18 protein-coding genes and 4 pseudogenes are annotated in these 17,457 nt (G+C 60.0%); 5 read left to right on the plus strand and 17 right to left on the minus strand.

Translation table 11 applies throughout. From position 1 onward, the window contains the following. The 6 genes from AC07XB_RS37905 to AC07XB_RS37930 all read right to left on the minus strand — a co-directional run. Positions 1-411, minus strand: a 411-nt coding sequence (locus AC07XB_RS37905) for a hypothetical protein (RefSeq protein ID WP_492833048.1), incomplete at its 3' end; no start/stop codon positions are given. A 468-nt stretch (positions 412-879) separates the two neighbouring features. Further along, a complete protein-coding gene (locus AC07XB_RS37910; protein ID WP_492833046.1) occupies positions 880-1,056 on the minus strand; it encodes a hypothetical protein in 177 nt (58 codons plus the stop codon). Between the two features lie 118 nt (positions 1,057-1,174). After that, entirely contained in the window at positions 1,175-1,465 is a 291-nt protein-coding gene (gene hfq / locus AC07XB_RS37915) for an RNA chaperone Hfq (protein ID WP_492833044.1), read from the minus strand. 423 nt (positions 1,466-1,888) lie between these two features. Further along, positions 1,889-2,086: a YqaE/Pmp3 family membrane protein gene (locus AC07XB_RS37920; RefSeq protein ID WP_492833052.1), complete on the minus strand. Its 198-nt coding sequence runs from the start codon at positions 2,084-2,086 to the stop codon at positions 1,889-1,891. Between the two features lie 63 nt (positions 2,087-2,149). Beyond that, positions 2,150-2,707 (minus strand): hypothetical protein, encoded by a 558-nt coding sequence (locus AC07XB_RS37925; protein ID WP_492833042.1) that lies wholly within the window; start codon positions 2,705-2,707, stop codon positions 2,150-2,152. A gap of 560 nt (positions 2,708-3,267) precedes the next feature. Next, complete coding sequence (locus AC07XB_RS37930) at positions 3,268-4,173, minus strand: CAP domain-containing protein (RefSeq protein ID WP_492833040.1); 906 nt, start codon at positions 4,171-4,173, stop codon at positions 3,268-3,270. Positions 4,174-5,123: 950 nt separating this feature from the next. Here AC07XB_RS37930 and AC07XB_RS37935 point away from each other — a divergent pair. Next, positions 5,124-5,537, plus strand: coding sequence for a lytic transglycosylase domain-containing protein (locus AC07XB_RS37935; protein WP_492833038.1), 414 nt, complete (start codon positions 5,124-5,126; stop codon positions 5,535-5,537). Between the two features lie 136 nt (positions 5,538-5,673). Here AC07XB_RS37935 and AC07XB_RS37940 read toward each other — a convergent pair whose 3' ends face one another. The 3 genes from AC07XB_RS37940 to AC07XB_RS37950 all read right to left on the minus strand — a co-directional run bounded on the left by AC07XB_RS37940 (position 5,674) and on the right by AC07XB_RS37950 (position 9,607). After that, positions 5,674-7,401, minus strand: coding sequence for an Ig-like domain-containing domain (locus AC07XB_RS37940; protein ID WP_493688154.1), 1,728 nt, complete (start codon positions 7,399-7,401; stop codon positions 5,674-5,676). Between the two features lie 160 nt (positions 7,402-7,561). Next, positions 7,562-8,443: a helix-turn-helix transcriptional regulator gene (locus tag AC07XB_RS37945; protein WP_492833034.1), complete on the minus strand. Its 882-nt coding sequence runs from the start codon at positions 8,441-8,443 to the stop codon at positions 7,562-7,564. 69 nt (positions 8,444-8,512) lie between these two features. Further along, positions 8,513-9,607, minus strand: coding sequence for an RNA-guided endonuclease InsQ/TnpB family protein (locus AC07XB_RS37950; RefSeq protein ID WP_492833032.1), 1,095 nt, complete (start codon positions 9,605-9,607; stop codon positions 8,513-8,515). Positions 9,608-9,647: 40 nt separating this feature from the next. Between AC07XB_RS37950 and tnpA the strand changes: the two are divergent. Further along, positions 9,648-9,875 (plus strand): annotated as a pseudogene (gene tnpA, locus AC07XB_RS37955) (IS200/IS605 family transposase); the annotation flags it as partial. Between the two features lie 280 nt (positions 9,876-10,155). On the opposite strand, the gene AC07XB_RS37960 reads toward tnpA, so the two are convergent. The 5 genes from AC07XB_RS37960 to hfq (AC07XB_RS37980) all read right to left on the minus strand — a co-directional run bounded on the left by AC07XB_RS37960 (position 10,156) and on the right by hfq (AC07XB_RS37980) (position 12,609). Next, on the minus strand, positions 10,156-10,629 hold the full coding sequence (locus tag AC07XB_RS37960) for an RES family NAD+ phosphorylase (protein ID WP_492833030.1): 474 nt from the start codon (positions 10,627-10,629) through the stop codon (positions 10,156-10,158). Then, entirely contained in the window at positions 10,626-11,132 is a 507-nt protein-coding gene (locus AC07XB_RS37965) for an Xre family toxin-antitoxin system antitoxin (protein WP_492833028.1), read from the minus strand. Before AC07XB_RS37965 ends, AC07XB_RS37960 begins: the two co-directional genes overlap by 4 nt. A gap of 195 nt (positions 11,133-11,327) precedes the next feature. After that, positions 11,328-11,618: a DUF7668 domain-containing protein gene (locus tag AC07XB_RS37970; RefSeq protein WP_492833026.1), complete on the minus strand. Its 291-nt coding sequence runs from the start codon at positions 11,616-11,618 to the stop codon at positions 11,328-11,330. Between the two features lie 404 nt (positions 11,619-12,022). Further along, a complete protein-coding gene (locus AC07XB_RS37975) occupies positions 12,023-12,199 on the minus strand; it encodes a hypothetical protein (protein WP_492833024.1) in 177 nt (58 codons plus the stop codon). A 119-nt stretch (positions 12,200-12,318) separates the two neighbouring features. Continuing rightward, positions 12,319-12,609: an RNA chaperone Hfq gene (gene hfq / locus AC07XB_RS37980; protein ID WP_492833022.1), complete on the minus strand. Its 291-nt coding sequence runs from the start codon at positions 12,607-12,609 to the stop codon at positions 12,319-12,321. Positions 12,610-13,012: 403 nt separating this feature from the next. Between hfq (AC07XB_RS37980) and AC07XB_RS37985 the strand changes: the two genes are divergently transcribed. The 3 genes and pseudogenes from AC07XB_RS37985 (at position 13,013) to AC07XB_RS37995 (ending at position 14,353) form a co-directional block, all read left to right on the plus strand. After that, positions 13,013-13,507 (plus strand): RNA-guided endonuclease InsQ/TnpB family protein, encoded by a 495-nt coding sequence (locus AC07XB_RS37985; protein ID WP_492833020.1) that lies wholly within the window; start codon positions 13,013-13,015, stop codon positions 13,505-13,507. 29 nt (positions 13,508-13,536) lie between these two features. Then, a pseudogene (locus AC07XB_RS37990) lies at positions 13,537-13,752 on the plus strand (transposase); the annotation flags it as partial. 145 nt (positions 13,753-13,897) lie between these two features. Further along, positions 13,898-14,353: a zinc ribbon domain-containing protein gene (locus AC07XB_RS37995; protein ID WP_492833050.1), complete on the plus strand. Its 456-nt coding sequence runs from the start codon at positions 13,898-13,900 to the stop codon at positions 14,351-14,353. A 233-nt stretch (positions 14,354-14,586) separates the two neighbouring features. On the opposite strand, the gene AC07XB_RS38000 is transcribed toward AC07XB_RS37995, so the two are convergent. The 3 genes and pseudogenes from AC07XB_RS38000 to AC07XB_RS38010 all read right to left on the minus strand — a co-directional run. Beyond that, positions 14,587-15,768: a GGDEF domain-containing protein gene (locus tag AC07XB_RS38000; protein WP_494752833.1), complete on the minus strand. Its 1,182-nt coding sequence runs from the start codon at positions 15,766-15,768 to the stop codon at positions 14,587-14,589. A 149-nt stretch (positions 15,769-15,917) separates the two neighbouring features. Continuing rightward, a pseudogene (locus tag AC07XB_RS38005) lies at positions 15,918-16,181 on the minus strand (LuxR C-terminal-related transcriptional regulator); the annotation flags it as partial. Between the two features lie 153 nt (positions 16,182-16,334). Further along, positions 16,335-17,141 (minus strand): annotated as a pseudogene (locus AC07XB_RS38010) (helix-turn-helix transcriptional regulator); the annotation flags it as partial. Positions 17,142-17,457: the final 316 nt, after the last annotated feature.

Here is a 17,457-nt window from a genome sequence, read left to right on the forward strand (position 1 = left end):
CGCATCCAGATCCCCCTTGCTGATGGGCGCCGGCGCAATGGTGAACACGCCGTCTTTGTCCCGTTTGACGGTCACGAAGTTAAAGGCCTCCGATGGCTGGCCAGGCCGAAGATCCTGCTCTACGGAGAGTTCGTAGCGTCCTCCGCCAACATAGAACGCCTTGCGTGCCCCGGGCATATCTGCCATTCGTGCGGCGTCCTGCTTTAGCACCTGCAGGTCGCTGGGCGAGAGTCTGGTACCTTCCTTGAGCCTGATCGCGGCCGGCACCGACATCGCGGTACCTTCGTATCTATAGGTATAGGTGCCGTCCCGCTTGACCGTGACCGCCGCCGTGAATCTTTCGGGAACGAGGCAGCCAGCCAGAACTAACACGACCAGATTGGCCACCACGTAGGAGAAGAGCTTGCGCACAGCACGATCCAGTTAAAAAGGGAAGAGGCGAGGCGCGAGTCACTGGTCGCGTGTCCAACTATCGCCTGTCGTGCCGCCGCTCAGTCATCGCGCAGAATAGGGTCGTTCTTAACGATCCAGCGGACGCCGGCAACGAAGACAATGAGAAGAACGACGACGTATCCTGCTGCAGTTGCGCCTTGCATATTGGGGCTCCGCTCAAGACGAATTATGAGGAACGTCTGGCAGGGAAACTACTCCCCCCGAGAGGGGATCTTTGCGATTTCGCGCCAAGCTACGATGTTGCGCGACGAGCTATCGTCGATCCTGCCGCCTCTTAATCGTCGCGCAGGATCGGGTCATTTTCTACGATCCAACGGACCACGCCAACCAGGGCAATCAGAAGTACGAGTGTGCATGCGGTAGCAGCTGCGAATAGCATAGCCGGCTCCATTTGTGCGAGAGGTCCTCGCGGCACGTCTTGTCTGCTTAGTTGGGCCGCATGCGCAGCTCCAGCGCTTTCGCCTCCTGATTGCGGCGATGATCGTCTTGTTCGGCGATCACGCGCAAGGTAGCTTGCTTGAGCAGAGAGCCGTCGGTAAGCACTGAGGCGAACGACCTCAATTCCTCGAGTGAAACTCGAACCGGCTGGTTATCTGGCTGCATGTCGATTTTGCTGTGGGCGAACGGAAACTATCGTCCGCAGCGCAAGGCCTTGCAAGCGGCGCAGCTTTAAAATGCGCGCAGAAATCATAAATTCTGCGCAATCGAGATATGTCAGCGGTCAGTCCCGTGTCGGACGGTGCTTTCGCACGACCACGACAGGTGCCTTGGGATCGCTTTCGGATCTCTTGCGCGCCAGACCGCCAGGGTCGTCCAACTGGACGGACGTGATCGCGTGCTTGTAGATCGCGTGCATGACGCCATTTGTGTTAAGCAGCACGACAAAGTTGTCGAACGACTTGATCGTGCCAAGCAACCTGGCACCGGATACCAGATAGACCTGCACACGCCTTCGCTCCTTGCGCGCGGCATTGAGGAGCCAGTCCTGCGGACCGAGGGCGACACGTTGCATTTGAGGCCGGGATGACTGACGAAAAAAAGTCGCCGTCCTAGGATCGGCGACTTAACGAGAGCGTCGACCAAGACGGGGAGCCTGGCGACGAATCTAGCATAGGCGATCTGATGGGTCTTATATTCCCGCTTATTGGGGGATTAATACACCGCGTTTTCTGTATATTTCCGGCACAAAAAAGATGTACTCTGTTCGTGTTGGACATTGCAATCCTTGGCGCACAAAAGAAAAGGCCCGCCGAAGCGGGCCTGGGACCATGACGAAAAGTTTCACTGCGTCGCGAGTAACCAACCGCCCAGTTGTAATAACACGCTACGCATCCAAAGCTTAGACGGAATCCGAGACCGTCACGACACAACATTGAGCCCCGATCATCAAGTACACGCACTGGCTGTCGCAGCAGCGCAGGATTCTACATCGCTCTCAAATACCTTTCTGGCCTAATGCCTTCTGGATTTTCTGGTCCGTCTTGTACTGGCTGAGCGAATACACGGCCCAGATCGTCGCGGGGATCCAGCCGATCAACGTGAGCTGCAAGATCAAGCAGATGATCCCCGCGAATGGCCGACCGATGGTGAAGAAGGCGAGCCATGGCAGGATTAGGGCAATTAGTAAGCGCATCTCGAAAGTTCCTATAGTTGGTCGTAAAGACTCGCCGAAGCGGGCCATCCAAAGCACCGCCGCTCACTGGGTGGCGAAGCTCCAGATCTTGGTGACGGGCCGGCCGTTGTTCGTGCCAACCAGCTTTGCCGTATATATCGTCCTCGTTTCCAAAGGGGCATCTGGAATCAGCGCGGCGACGTTGCTCGGCAAGAGCCTATTTGGGTCCGATGCGCTCGTGAGCAGCGTTGCCTTGAGCGGTCCCCCGCCGCTTGGCGCGATTGTGAACTCGGACACGGACAGATTTTGATGGACACGGACGACTGCGACAATCACTCGGCCAGCGGGATCGATCGACAAACTTCGGCCAGGCAGCGGGCTGGGCGTTTCGTCGCCATGGGTCGTCGTGACGCCAGTCTGGCCGTCGCATGGGAAAGTCGCAACAGTCCTGGAATCCAAATATTGGACATCGGAAGCCGAGCGGAAGCCAACCTTGAGAACGGTGATCGGCACACCGAGGGTCGTCGTTCGCTCGGATCTCCCGATCCCAATCTCGCGATCGAAGCCTAGCGTCCCAACCGCGTGGTAGGTGACCGAAGTCAGGACCTGCGCGGCCTGCAGCGCAGAGGGTTCGGCGGCCAAATTCTCACCGACGCCAATGCTGCCATATGAGTACGAGTTGGCTCAGTCGAGCAGGAGGGTGCCTGTGTAACCGGGATATGGCGGATTCTCAGTATGCCCATAGGCATCCGAACGGCCGACGTCCAGATTGGCAGCAATAAACTCGGCGTGGGCCTGCGCTGCCTTGTCCAACGCAACACGCTGGATACGCCCGCCGAAGCCGCATTGCACGCGCAGAGAGTTTAGGTAGTCATACGCGGCCCGCCTGTCGGAGTCGGCGTAGGTTGCCTCAGGCGCCGAAGCGAGTATGGTTGCATCGGAAATTGTAGAACCGATGGATGCGGACGAGGTTCCGTCCGGGGAAGCTGGGCCCCAGCAACTAGCCCGCGGGATACACCGCTGCTGCTACCGCATCCCGACAGCGCAGCAAGCATGGACAGATGTACGATCGACTTTCTCATGACAAAGATTCTGCGCAAAGCGCATATCAAGTTCGTTATTTGAATAATTGGTGCATCGCGATCCGCGGCCGGAATGAAGAAGCCCGCCGAAGCGGGCCTTCCAAAATGCGGAACCATCGCTCACTGCGTCGTGAAGCTCCAGGTCTTATTGATCGGCTGGCCGTTGTTCGTGCCAACCAGCTTCGCCGTGTAGGTCGTCTTGGCCGCAAGCGGAGCATCGGGGATCAGTGCTGCGACGTTGCTGGACAGCATCTTGTTCGGGTCCGTCGCGCTCGTGAGGAGGATTGTCTTGAGTGCTGTGCCTGCTGAGAAATCGCGGCCTGGAATCGGGCTTGGAACCTCAGAGCCGTGTGTTGTGGTCACACTCGTCTGACCATCGCACGGAAAGGTTGCTACGGTCTTCGAATCTAAATACTGGACTTCGGCTGTCGAATGCAGCCCAATCTCCATAGTAACGATTGGCAAGTTCATGGACGATGATGGCGAACTGCCAATGCCAACGTCACTTTCGCCGCGTAGTAGCCCTAGCCCGTGATACGTTGTTCCAAGGAGGCCTTGGACGACAAACAGTGCAGGGCCTGCAGCGGCCAACTCTTCCCCAACGGCTGGGCCACCATAAGACCGAAAGTTCGCTCGGTCCAACGGAGTGACGCCCGTGAAGCCAGGGTAGGCCGGATTCTCGGCATGCCTGTATGCGTCGGCTCGCCCAGCATCAATGTTCTGTGCGACATATTTGGCATGCGATTGCGCTGCTTGGTCCAACGCGGCATTCTGCTTAAGGGCACCGAAGCCGCACGCAATGCGTTGTGCATTGAGATAATTGTACGCCGCTAGCTTATCGGCGTCCGTGTAGGTGCCCGCCGGCGCGGTCGCGGCGATTGTCGAATCCGTCGTGACTACGGGGGGCGTGGTCGGTGTCGACGGCGTAGTTGGTTGGCTAGTGTTGCTAGCTGAGTTATCGCCGCCACCGCCGCCACACCCCAACAGCGCGGCAAGAATGGACAAACATACGATTGACTTCTTCATAGTTAATTGACCTCGACTAATGGGTTCGTGCGGCAATGCACGACCTCAATTTATCTCGTGTCTTCTTCTGCGCAACTCTAGCACGCGACGATCTTTCGCCTTATTGGATAGAGCCAACTCCCTACATCAGAGGGGATACCAGAGTTTCCCGTCTTTGCAATGGGATAGAGCGGGAGAATCCGTACTCCAATAGGCCCGCTTTCGAACTCGTGTGACCGATTTCTCTCTGCATACTCCGATCAGGATCGGGGCCGATGGTCATGCTCCTTTACCCCATCAACACCTGCATCGCGGAGCCGTCGTGAACCCTCGTCTATTGCAACTTACACTCGTGGCCTCGGCCACCCTCGTCAGCGTAGGGTCGGCACAGGCCGAACTCATTACCCTTCCGGAAAAGCCCTTCACTGTAGCGGACTGCAGGCCGGGGGATGAATGGCAATTGGGTGCCAACGGCATAATGCGTTGCGTGAAGAAGTACGTCCCGCTCCCCGACAACTGCGGCAACCACGGCCTATATGCCACGAACCAAGGCGGCGGCTCCACCTGGGTTCCCGGGGTAGGGACGTGCTACACCGCTTATATCCCACCGCCACCGCCGCCAGCGTGCTCCTACTCGGGCAACCAGTACATTAGTATCGTCGGATGGGCTTCAGACTTTTCGTCGGAGCCGGCGTCGGTAACTGTGCGATTCGCGTGGGGTGGCGACCAAATCGTAATTGCGACGATAGCCGGGCGAGCGGATTGGCCCAATTATTCGGAGCTCTCCCCAGGGGGATCGATGTATAACGCGATGGTCTCGGTGATGGCCGCGCGGGGTTTCCGTCCGGGCGGGGTGGCAACCCAATGGGGCGCATGGAACGATGGAGGACCCTACGCATTGGCTTGGGGCGGCGTGACCTATCAGATTTGTCCGAACTGATGGGCGGCAGGCCACGACGTCCCGCCCTCCTTTGGTTGAAGCTGGTCTCGTTGCGGCTGGGCCGGCTCAAGCCTCCTGCTTCGACGAGGCGGCCGCGCGTTACGGCGTCAACCCTTATGTTCTGTGCGGCATAGCTTTCGTCGAATCCGGCTTTCGCGCCGACAGCATAGGTCGCAACTCGGACGGATCGATCGACTACGGTGCAATGCAGATTAACAGCGTGCACTTGGCCGAGCTCAAACGGTTCGGGATTGCGCCGGCGCAACTCATGGTGCCTTGCACGAACGTGATGGTCGCAGCCTATCTATATAGGAAGAAGATCGACCGCTATGGGAACTCCTGGCTGGCCGTTGGCGCCTACTATTCGGAGACGCCGGAGTACCGGGATGCCTATTGGCCAAAGGTTAAGGCCGCAGTCGAGAGTTGGACTGGAGCGGCGCGCTGAGCAAGTGCGCGGCAACCCTCCCCCTTCAGGGGGAGGAAGGATAGCGCGGACAGCGTAGCCGTCCTTGCACGCGTGAACATGCCGGCTCCTTGGAGCACATGAGGTGCAGCCTACCCCGCGCGCGTAGTGCCGACGCTCATTGCAGGCGGCTGGCGTTGATCACGAAGTGCGCCGCACCTGCCTGGATCCAGGCCGCCGTCACGTTGCCGGCGGCATCCACGGCCAGCGCCGGGAAGGAGGCCGAGCCGGTGGCGTTGGGACTGTCGATCTCCACCGGCATGCTCCAGGCGCCATTGCTATAGCGGCTGGCATTGATGATATAGCGCGGGCTGCTTTGGTACCAGGCGGCCATGATATTGCCGGCGGCGTCCGCTACCAGAGCGGGAGAGTCCGCGTTGCCCGTGGCGGCAGGGTCGTCCACCTGTACCGGGGCGTTCCAGGCGCCATTGCTGTAGCGGCTGGCATTGATGATGGTGCGGGCGCCACTGATCTGGGGCCAGACTGCGGCCACGTTGCCGGCGGCGTCCACCACCAGCCTGGGAGTCGTGGCATCACCGGTGGCGGCGGGGCTGTCGACTTGCACTGGCGCGCTCCAGGCGCCATTGCTGTATCGGCTGGCATTGATGATGGTGCGCGTGCCGTTGTTTTGGCACCAAGCGGCGGTGACATTGCCGGCGGCGTCCACGGCCAGGGCTGGGCAGAAGGCACTGCCGGAGGCAGCGGGACTGTCGACCTGCACCGGCGCGCTCCAGGCGCCATTGCTGTATCGGCTGGCGTTGATGACGGGGCGCGTGCCGTTGTTCTGGTACCAAGCGGCGGTGACGTTGCCGGCGGCGTCCACCGCCAGGGCCGGGTCGACGGCACTGCCGGTGGCAGCGGGGCTGTCGACCTGCACCGGCGCGCTCCAGGCGCCGTTGCTGTAGCGGCTGGCATTGACGATGGTGCGCGGGCCGTTGAGCTGGCGCCAGGCGGCGGTCACGTTGCCGCCCGCGTCCACCGCCAGTTGGGGCGAATAGGCAGCGCCGGTGGCAACGGGACTGTCGACCTGCACCGGTGCGCTCCAGGCACCATTGCTGTAGCGGCTGGCGTTGACGATGTCGCGCGTGCCATTGTATTGGCGCCAGGTGGCGGTCACGTTGCCGGCGGCGTCCGCCACGAGGGCGGGAGAGTCCGCGTTGCCCGTGACGGCAAGGTTGTCCACCTGTACCGGGGCGCTCCAGCTGCCACCGCTGTAGCGGCTAGCCTTGATCACGAAGCGATTACCGTTGTCCTGGACCCAGGCGGCGGTGATGTTACTGGCGCCATCCGCCGCCAGGGCGGGGAAATAGGCGCCGCCGGTTGCCAGCGGGTCGCTGACCTGAGTCACCCCGCTCCACTGCTGGGCGATGGTGGAAAAGCTGGAGGATAGGGCACTGCCCAGCATGGCGCCGGAGGCGCTTTGCAGGCTGGAAGCCAGTTTGAGGGTGTAGGTGGTGCTGCCGGGCAGGGCTCCGGCCACGGGCTTCAGGGTCAAGGCGGTGCCGCTCGCGCTGACATTGACGGGGATCGGCAGGCCCAGCGGACTGAGAAGCTGCGCGGTCGTGGTGCTGCCGCTGGCGGCATTCAGGTTCTGGCTAAACGTAGCAGCGGGCTGCACGTTGCGCGCGACACCCGTGGCGCCATTGGCGGGTGTGCTGCTGACCAGGCCGAAAGGCGTTGCGGCACTGCCACTGCCAGCACCACCACCACCACCACCACCACCACCACCACCACCACCATCACTACTACTAGCACTAGTACCATCGCCATCACCACCACAGGCGGCCAGGCCCAGTGACAATGCCAGCGCTAGCGCCAGCGTGCGGCGGTTTTTTGTGTAATTCATGACGGCTCCCCCTTCTCGGTATCGTTAATATGCAGGCCTGGCGCCTGACATGGATTCGCCACATCGAGTCCATGTCAGAGGGATGCTATTGACGGGGGATATATGCCACAAGACCCCAAAATGGGCCCAAGGCCTTTGGCGTGAAAAAACGGAGGTGCGCTCAGGGTACGCTTGGCCAGGGCCTGAGCTCTTCCGGATGCGCCTCCAGAAAATTCAGCAGGGGACGGCGTTTCTCGGCACCTCGAACGGTGCCAGGTCCTGCCACGGCAATATCGCCGAGCAGGCCAGGCAGCGCTCGATCGGCGCGCTCGAAAATAGCGCGCCAGCGCTTGCGAACGGTGTTCCAGGTGATGTCCAGTTCGGCGGCAATCTCCTCGTCCGTGCAACCGCGCAGGGCCAGGGCCAACTGGTCCTGCTGCGCGGGGGCTAGGCCGATGCGTGGCGGGCGACGGAGGAACAGCATCCGCAGCGCATGAAAGGGATGCTGCTTGAACATATCTTCTTCGAGGAAATACACATGTGCTGTGGCGTGCTCAGGTGCTGGCGCGATCTTGCAGCCCATCGCCATCGCCGACTGCCGGAGCATCGGCGTCTTGCGCTCATGGTCGCTCAGCGCCATGAAATAGGTGCGCAAGCCATAACCGCTGTGGGTCTCCAAGAACGCCTTGTTGGCGACCACGTCAATCTCTGTGACGGGCGCTTGTGGTGAGTCATCGATGACGAAGTTGAGCATGACCACGTGCATTTGGCCGGCCACATTGAAGCGCGCCTGCTGCACTCGGTTGAGCAGCATTGGGGCCGGCCCCCGGTGCGAATACAGCAGCGTGTCGACAAGATTGGGAATCTCACCGCGGCAGGCCAGCGCGGCAGTCTCGGGGGTGACGAATGCGCTGAAACCACAACCCCAAATCTTGGCCGCGCCGTCAAACGTGCGCTCTTCAAACACACAGGCAATGGCAAGGACATGCTCGTTCAGCAACTGCGTCAGCAATGCTTCATCCAGCAGGGCACCGCGCGCGCCACCTTGCTGGAAAAGTTCCACGCAACGCGCTATGTCGCTTGTCCTGGCGGGCCGGTATGAAAATTGGGACACGTTGACTTCCTCTCCGGGCTAAACCCCGGGGATTCCTCTAGCGAGCGCCTGAAGTCCCAGGCGGGCAATGTTCCGGGCCGCGGTCGTGTCGCGGTCGTGGACCGACCCGCACGAACAGCACGTCCACTGCCTTATTCCAAGGCCGGCGCTACCTTTCGGACTGCTCGCGGATATGACTCCGCAGCACGAGCACGTTTGGGTTGAAAACGCTTCGTTGACCTCTGCGAACACCACACATTGCCTGATGGCCTTGTACCTGAGTTGTGTCCGGAACGTGGTCCATGCGGCGTCGTGTACGGACTTCGCCATACTCGTTTTTGCCAGCGCTTTCGCGTTCACGTTGCCTACGAAGATGCCTGCATGTCTTTTGACCAGCGCCGATGTTTCCTTATGGATGGCGTCCTTGCGCTGGTTTGCGATCTTGGCGTGGATTGCCTTCACGCGGCGCTTCTTGTTCGCTCGTTGAGCGATGCCGAGCGCTTGCTCGGACTCGCGATAGAAGCGCTTAGGCTCGAATTTCTCACCGTCGCTGTACGTCGCCAAGGTCTTCAGACCAAGATCGATGCCGATCACGTCCGAGCCATCCGGCACGCGTTTTTCTTCGACCTCCACCTTGACAGCGATGTTGACGTACCAACGCCCGCGCGAGTCCTCGTTGAAGCTGCCCGCGCCAAGCTCATACATCGACAGGCCATACGAGTCCCACAGGCCGATCTGAAGACCATTGAAGTGCAGTTGCCCGTTCTTGTACTTGATGCCTTCGCCCTTGAACGGAACCCATCCGAGCGAATACTTCGGCGACTTGCGGTTGCTCACGCGCCAATTGAGTTTCTGGCGCTTGAACTGTTTGAGCCGCGTCGCGAATTCCTTGCACGTCTCTTGAACCGTTCGGGAATCGACGCGCACGCCTTCGCATTTGCTGAAGCCCGCTGTGAGTTTCTGAAGATCGAACCCTGACAGCCAGACCTTCGGGCGATTGCAGTAACGCTTCAGGCTGCGATACTGGGTTTCATTGCAGAAATTCCAAACCGTGTTCACGTCGCGCGCCATCGCAAGTATCGCCTTCGCGTGCTTGTCCTTGATGCGCAGCTTCAGTGTCTTTACGGTTTCCATTCCCATATAGTACGTCGACAAGAGAAGAAGATGGCGCGCCCACGTCCAATTTCTGGTGAACTACCCGCCGAAGGTCGCCCGATCAGCGCTCGTCGCATCGCTCAAGGGCGTGTCGAGCAGACTGCTGCGGCAGCAGTTCGGGGACTTCCATCCGTGGCGCAAGCGGCGGGGCGTGCTTTGGTCCCTGTCCTACTTCGCGGCGTCGTGCGGCGGGGCTCCACTGGATATCCTGCGCCAGTACATTGAGCAGCAGCAGACCCCTCACTAACTCCCAAATTCCCGGCTTACCCCGGACTGAACTCCGGGGCTTGCGCCGGTGCCTTGGTCACGGGCTACCTCGCCCAGCCGATCCGGGCCGTGTGGTTTACAGCCATCGATTCTGGCTCCTATTGGACCGCACAGGCCATGGCGATGGCCGGCAATTCCTGGATAAGCGGAAATCAATACTGGTGGATCGGTGGCACGCTTAGCGGGACGCTGACGACCGGCTGCGCCTATTGAGTGAGGGAGCAGAGCCGAAACAAAGCCCGCACACGCGGGCTTTTTTCTCAAGAGAGCCGCGCGTCGTAGAGCCAACGCCGCTGCTTTGCATAGGAGATTAGCGCGGCGTGCGGATGCTCCGGATTGATGAGGACGTTGAGTTCCTCCGGGACTACGATCGACGGCACGACGAGCACTGCCGATTCTTTCGATGCCACCCACGCCTCGCCAGCGTCCAAACTTGTTTTCCCCGCAGGGATAGCGTCCCAGCCGACGGGTGCGGTCGCGGCCGTCATCCGCAACGCAGCGGCCCAGACGTCATCGGGAATCTCGATCCGAACTAGGTACCGATTCAGGGGAAGACTCGCGGCGCCCAGATGCGCTAGTGTCTCGAGGCACGCTAAGGCAATACTGGATGCGCAGTACACCAGCGCGGTGCCCTGTCGGTTCCAGCGCCCGCCGGTTGCCTTGGCTCCAGCGCCACTGCGGTCGTCGGCCGTGTAGTCGGGCGTGTCCGTCGCGATTCGCCAGACGGTCCTCAAGCGTAGGCTCCGCTCTGCATCTTCGCGACCAGGTCGGAGACGACTTCCTGCCCGGCCACGGTATCCATCAACTCCGCCGGGCGTTGGCCGCCCAATGCTTGAGAGGGCTGATCGAGCCACTGAGCCACCCATTGGGCCGCGTTGAAGTCGGTAGGATCACCAGAGCGTTCAATCATGGCCTGGACTTGCCCAACCAGCTTCGCCATTCCAACCACTCGCTCACTCTGCTCGCTGGACAGGTTTTGATGCGCCTTAGCCTTCCGATCCACCGTCGCTCGAGGAAGATCGAGTGTCTTGATGAGATGTTCTTTGGTCGTGCCCATTAACTGCGCAAGGTGGGAAACGTCCGTAGCCGGCACACCAGCCCTAATGATTCGAATGACGTCTAAGGCACCTTGAGCGGTCTGGCTTGCCTCGTGGACTGCTGCAAAGTCACTGACGCGAATACCGAGGTGGGCTGCGCGGCTGGGTCGTTTGATTCTGGCTTGGACTGTGGCAACCATGACATGCTCCATTTGAGTAATTAGTATAGCTCAAATGAGTATCGTCAGGAGGCCTATGCCTGTCGAGGAAGGAGTTGCGGCCCGGTGCCTTGCGCAGGGATGCCTGACGGCCTCTCGCGGCCGTTCAGGCGGGCAAAGATGGTCGCCTGCTCGTCGGGAGGCGGCGGTACCGGTGCCTCCGGGATCGTCCAGACACTAGAGCACATGCACGTCATGCAGCGTGGCTAGGTATTTGTCGCCGGACAGCAGAAACTCGAACTGGGCAGTGATGTCGCTCCAAGCACCGTCGAGTGGCAAGTCGTAGTCGACCGCGTAACCTGTTCCGTCATCAAACGCGACTACCGAAGCGCGCGGTTCATGATCCATCGTCCGAGGGTCAGTAACCGTGGGCTCGACGCCCTTGCCATAGTCAGTGAGAGTTCGACGAACGTCCGAAGCGGTCCAACGCACCCCGTAGTGATTAGGTATCTCAATGAGCGCCGTCACGGCGTCCCAGTCTCCTCGCGCCAGGCGCCGTACCCATGACCCTACATACTTGATGAGCGCAGCTTCGACAGAGGATGAAGGTGGCACTGGCATGTGCGTTGGTGATAGTAAACAGAAGAAGGATATAGCACGTTTTGGGCTGGTGCTCAGATGCCGGAGGTTGGCGGACTCGATTCTATACCGGCTCGCCAAAGCACAGAGGCTAAGCCCGAGACAAGTTGCGTGCCCAGCTACCGCCGATCCTGCCGCCTCTTAATCGTCGCGCAGGATCGGGTCATTTTCTACGATCCAGCGGACCACGCCAACCAGGGCAATCAGAAGTACGAGTGTGCATGCGGTAGCAGCTGCGAATAGCATAGCCGGCTCCATTTGTGCGAGAGGTCCTCGCGGCACGTCTTGTCTGCTTAGTTGGGCCGCATGTGCAGCTCCAGCGCTTTCGCCTCCTGATTGCGGCGATGATCGTCTTGTTCGGCGATCACGCGCAACGTAGCCTGCTTGAGCAGAGAGCCGTCGGTTAGTACTGAGGCGAACGCCCTCAATTCCTCGAGCGAAATTCGAACCGGCTGGTTATCTGGCTGCATGTCGATCTTGCTGGGGAGCGAGCGGAAACTATCGTCCGCAGCGCAAGGCCTTGCAAGCGGCGCAGCTTTAAAATGCGCGCAGAAATCATAAATTCTGCGCAATCGAGATATGTCAGCGGTCAGTTCCGTGTCGGACGGTGCTTTCGCACGACCACGACAGGTGCCTTGGGATCGCTTTCGGATCTCTTGCGCGCCAGACCGCCAGGGTCGTCCAACTGGACGGACGTGATCGCGTGCTTGTAGATCGCGTGCATGACGCCATTTGTGTTAAGCAGCACGACAAAGTTGTCGAACGACTTGATCGTGCCAAGCAACCTGGCACCGGATACCAGATAGACCTGCACACGCCTTCGCTCCTTGCGCGCGGCATTGAGGAGCCAGTCCTGCGGACCGAGGGCGACACGTTGCATTTGAGGCTGGGATGACTGACGAAAAAAAGTCGCCGTCCTAGGATCGGCGACTTAACGAGAGCGTCGACCAAGACGGGGAGCCTGGCGACGAATCTAGCATAGGTGATCTGATGGGTCTTATATTCCCGCTTATTGGGGGATTAATACACCGCGTTTTCTGTATATTCCCAGCGTAAAAGAGATGTCCTCTGTTCGCGTTGGACAATGCAATCCCTTGGCGCACAAAAGAAAAGGCCCGCCGAAGCGGGCCTAGGGCCATGACGAAAGGCTTCACTGCGTCGCGAGTAACCAACCGCCCAGTTGTAATAACACGCTATGCATCCAAAGCTTAGACGGAATCCGAGACCGTCACCTTCGAACTGTATCCCAACGCTCGCGAAGCCGAACAGCTTGCGACGTGGGTGTGCTTGCACTGCAACTCTATAACGCGGCACTCGAAGAGCGCATCGACGCGTATCGCAAAGCCGGGAAGTCCATCGGCTATTACGACCAGCAGAACGTGCTTCCCGCGGTCACGGCGGATCGTCCCGAGTTCGTCGAGCTCGGTAGTCACGCCCTGCAGGAAACGCTTCGCAAGCTTGATCGTGCGTTTCAGGCTTTCTTTCGTCCGGTCAAAGCTGGGCAGACGCCAGGGTTCCCTCGCTTCAAAGCGAGCGCCCGATTCTCGGGCTTCTGCTATCCCGACCCGGCCGACTGGAAGCTGATGCAGTACAGGGGCCGAGGCGCCACGTTGCGCCTTGGAAGCGGCAAGGCCGCCATGTCGATACGCGCACGCGGCCAGCATCGATTCGGCGATGATGCCAAGCCAAACGATCTGACGACCACGCGCAAGAATGGAGCGTGGCATGCATCGGTTACGCTGCGCGTCCCCGACTGGCCTGTGCGCGTGCTCGCGTGAGCGACGAGCACCGCGGCGTGGACTTCGGCGTGAGTAACTGGTCCACGTTCGACAACGGCGAGACGGTTGCGAATCCGCGATTCCTGCACCGGGAGTTGCCACGCCTGGCGGCCCTGCAGCGGCAGCGGGCAAAGAAAAAGAAGGGCTCGGTGCGCTATAAGCGACTGAGCAGACAAGCGGCGAAGTTGCATGAGTGTATTGGCAACCTGCGCAAGGAATTTCTGCATCAGCAAACGTCCCGCATGGTGTCGACCTGCGCGACGCTCGCGACCGAGGAACTCAAGACCAAGAATATGGCCCGGTCGGCCAAAGGCACACAGGAACAGGCTGGCCGGCGGGTGAGGCAAAAGGCGGGCCTGAACCGGGAGATCCTCCCGGTTGGCGCATCAAATGCTCGCGTACAAAGCGGTAGAAGCTGGTACGCGCCTGCATGTGTCGAACACGCGCCAACTCAAACCGTCGCGGCATTGCCCGCATTGCTGGGAAATCGTTCCCAAGCCCCTCGCACAACGCATGCATCAATGCCCGCACTGTGGGCGCATGATGCAGCGCGACCAGAACAGCGCGTCGATTGTTCTCATCGATGCGCACACGCCTGGAACGGGCGTGGCCGCGAGACCGAAACCGCTGGCTCGGCAACGAGCCAAGTCAAAGTCTGTGACCCGCGAAACCCCCGCTACAACGCCGACAGACGTTCAGCGGCAGGAGAGTTCATCAACTATTCGGTTGGAATGTTGCCACAACACATCAGGAGCTTTTTCGACCAGAGGGCCGTGTCAGCTTTCGTGCCCGTGTCGGCTGCGTTCCTCTCGATTGCGATGGCCTTGGCTGTTTTGCTCCTCCTAAGCGTTACGGCCTGTAACAGGGGCGACGTCCCAATGGGATCCGCGACGATGTCGATGCCCGGATTGCTGGGCAACGCCTTTCCATATCGCAACGTCTTGCTGCACAGCAGCTCGCCCGCGCGCTGCTGGCAACGCTCCGGCTGGATCCGGGGATGCTCGCGCGGTGCGGGTTGCTGCCGAAAGCTAGGCGGGACGGTTTCCAGATCTCCAGAAGGAAGGCGACGGCTGCGCGGCCTAGTCGAAAGCCCGGTTAGTGACCTCAAGCCGCAATCGGTGAGCCGTGTCGCCAACGTGCCGCGCCACGCGATTCCGGCCTGCCTGCTTGGCTACGTAGCAGGCACGATCCGCGGCCTGAATCCACTGGTCCCAGTGCTTGTCGCCGGCGTCGACCCATGCGACGCCGATGCTCACCGTGACCCGGACCTGTGTTCCGGCCGCGTCGATGGCCATGGCTTCGACGCGCTTTCGCAACCGCTCCGCGATTTCCATGGCCTTGTCCGCGCTGACTTTGGGCAGATAGAGCGCAAACTCCTCGCCCCCGAAGCGGGCGAAGGCATCACTTGCGCGCAGACTGCCTTGAACGGTTCTGGCGAAGGCGGCCAACACCTGGTCCCCCGCAGGATGGCCGAAACCGTCGTTGATTGCCTTGAAGTGATCCAGGTCGAGGACAGCGATGGCGCTACCAGAGAGCGCCTTGGCCGGCAGGCGGGAGAGAAACCAACGCCGATTGCCGACGCCGGTCAGGCTGTCGGTTTGCGCGGCGAGCAGGAGTGCCGCCTCGGTGCGTTCATTGACCAGGCCTATCACGAGGAGTGCGATCAGGAAATTGCAGAAGATCTGCAGGAAGAGGGCCGTGGCCGGGTCAAAAAATGTGGCGATACCGCCAGCAAGGAAGATGAGGCGAGCCGCGTCGATTGCCGCACTGGTTGCCAGGCAGGCAATCAGCGGTAGCCGCGCGGGGAGCGGATCACTGAGCCGATCTCGCCAGAGCTCGACGGCCGCGGCAGCGAGGAAGTAGACGGCATTGAGATGGTAGGCGCCGGCTCGCAGGTTGTCGACGAGTGGAAACTGCGTGATGATCCCGGCAAGGAACCATCCCACGGGGACGGAGAGCATGAGCCAGCGATGGATTCTGCGCCGCCCACTCACGCAGCGCATGCCGCCCCAGACCAGCACGTAGCCCGCGGTGCCGAGCAGAAGACCAAGATGCGCCCACAGCCATGGAGGCAGGGCAGCCTGCTCCCCCAGGGAGGAGAGGGTGGCGCCAACGGCCAATGTGCAGAACGCAATGGCCAGCATGGCTAGCCCTCTCGGCTTAGCGGCTTTCCGGCGCGTGTTCAGGATGCCAATGGCGCCCGCCAAAGTCGAGGTATTGTGAAGCAGGAGGATCGTGGCGAGATCAATGGTGATGCGCATAGGTCCGACGACCAGAGCGTACGCCGCCGAAAGCCGTAATTAGGAAAAGGAGATGTGCCGAGCAAAAGGATGCGCCGGGCAGATCAGCGAGTACAACAACCTATTACCCCGCATAGGAGGGGGGTGATAGAAGGCGATGCGTTAATTTGTTATTGAATACGCTTTGCTGACATTAAGTCGATAGGTCCAGGCGGCTGTGGAGCGACGCCGAATTGTCGAAACTTGGAAATTACCTGAAGTCGTGTGCTCGCACCCAGCTGCCAAAGAATGGCTGAAACATGTTCCTTGACGGTGTTTTCCGTTAAACCAAGATGTCGCGCAATTACCTTGTTGGATAAACCATCGAGCAAATGGAGCAGCACGGTACCTTGACGGTCTGTGAGGCCGAGAGCTTTCGGCTCGATCGTGGTGCCGCTTTGTTCTGCGTCGACAGGTTGATCATGCACGTCGCTTATTGAGCAGACAGATGGGACGGTATCGCCTGCGCGGAATGGCTTCGTCTTCGATAAAAGCTGTGCGCGCGTCCGGGCGCCAAGGCGTCCCAGGATGGCGGAGATATGTTCCTTGACGGTGTTCACCGTCAATCCGAGGCGGCGAGCGATGAGCTTAGTGGGCAAGCCCTCCAGCAACAGGGCGAGCACGACCTGTTGGCGTTCCGTGAGACGTCGCACATCAGGCGTGACGGGAGCGTGATCCGGTGCCGGAGAGATGGACACGCTATTCGTCTCGCAGTCAGGCCGTGCCGCGGCAGGAGAGCGGCTGGCGTCGCGATGGACAGCGGTAGTATCGGCGACAGCCGAGGCAACGTCTTGGGCAGTCGTTTGGGCAACGATGGCACCAACCTTCCCGTGACGTAGCGCAAGGCGCCGCAGCGTGACGGGGTGAAAGATGCGAACTGGCGCCGAACCTTCGACGTGCGTGAACGTGCGGCCGGATTCTTCATGATCTACGCTCTCGAGCATTTGCAACGGTATGCTGAGATCGCATTGGGGAGTCTCGCTGGGCTGCGGTGCCTGCATCGCATGGATCGCCGTATGGAGCTCCTGGATCTGAGAAACCGAAAGCGTTGGTAATGTCGTAAGAATGTCCCTAATAAGCTGCCCCGTCACAGCTTCCCTCCCCCTTGCTATCCCGACGAGAATTCCTCCGCCGGAATTTCCAAAAAACGCGACATGAAGCACCAACGCGCGCATCGCGATCTTCGCCGCGAATTTGCGTCGGCATTGGTGTCGCTTGGAGTCTACATGGAAGCTTCCATCTGGAGAAGAATTGATCCGATGGCCTGCATGACTTAAATTAGAAGGAGTTATGTTTTTATGGACATAAATAGAAATGCAGATCGCTGCGTTTTGTGGAGTGTTATCGCTCCACATTTTTTGAATTAAGTGAGCAAATAGCCTCTTGATCTTCCATCCGCCTTAGCGGAAGTTCCAACACTTTGTTGACCGGGGCTTCTGCCGTCCCTTATTTGGACAATGAAGATACAATGTGAATGTCTTTAATTTACAACATCTGGCTTGTCTTAAGCAGAGTCCTGCAGGATCCTGTTTCAGGAAGAGGGGGGAGGGAATGATGAGAATCAAGCGCATCGTCCAAGTATGCGCAGTGCCTCTGCGACTCGCCTCAGCAGCACGAGCGATTGGCGAGCAAAGATGACGGAGAGAGCAGAGATCCATGCCGAGACGGTTA

Source organism: Cupriavidus sp. GW821-FHT02F09 (genome assembly GCF_059421605.1).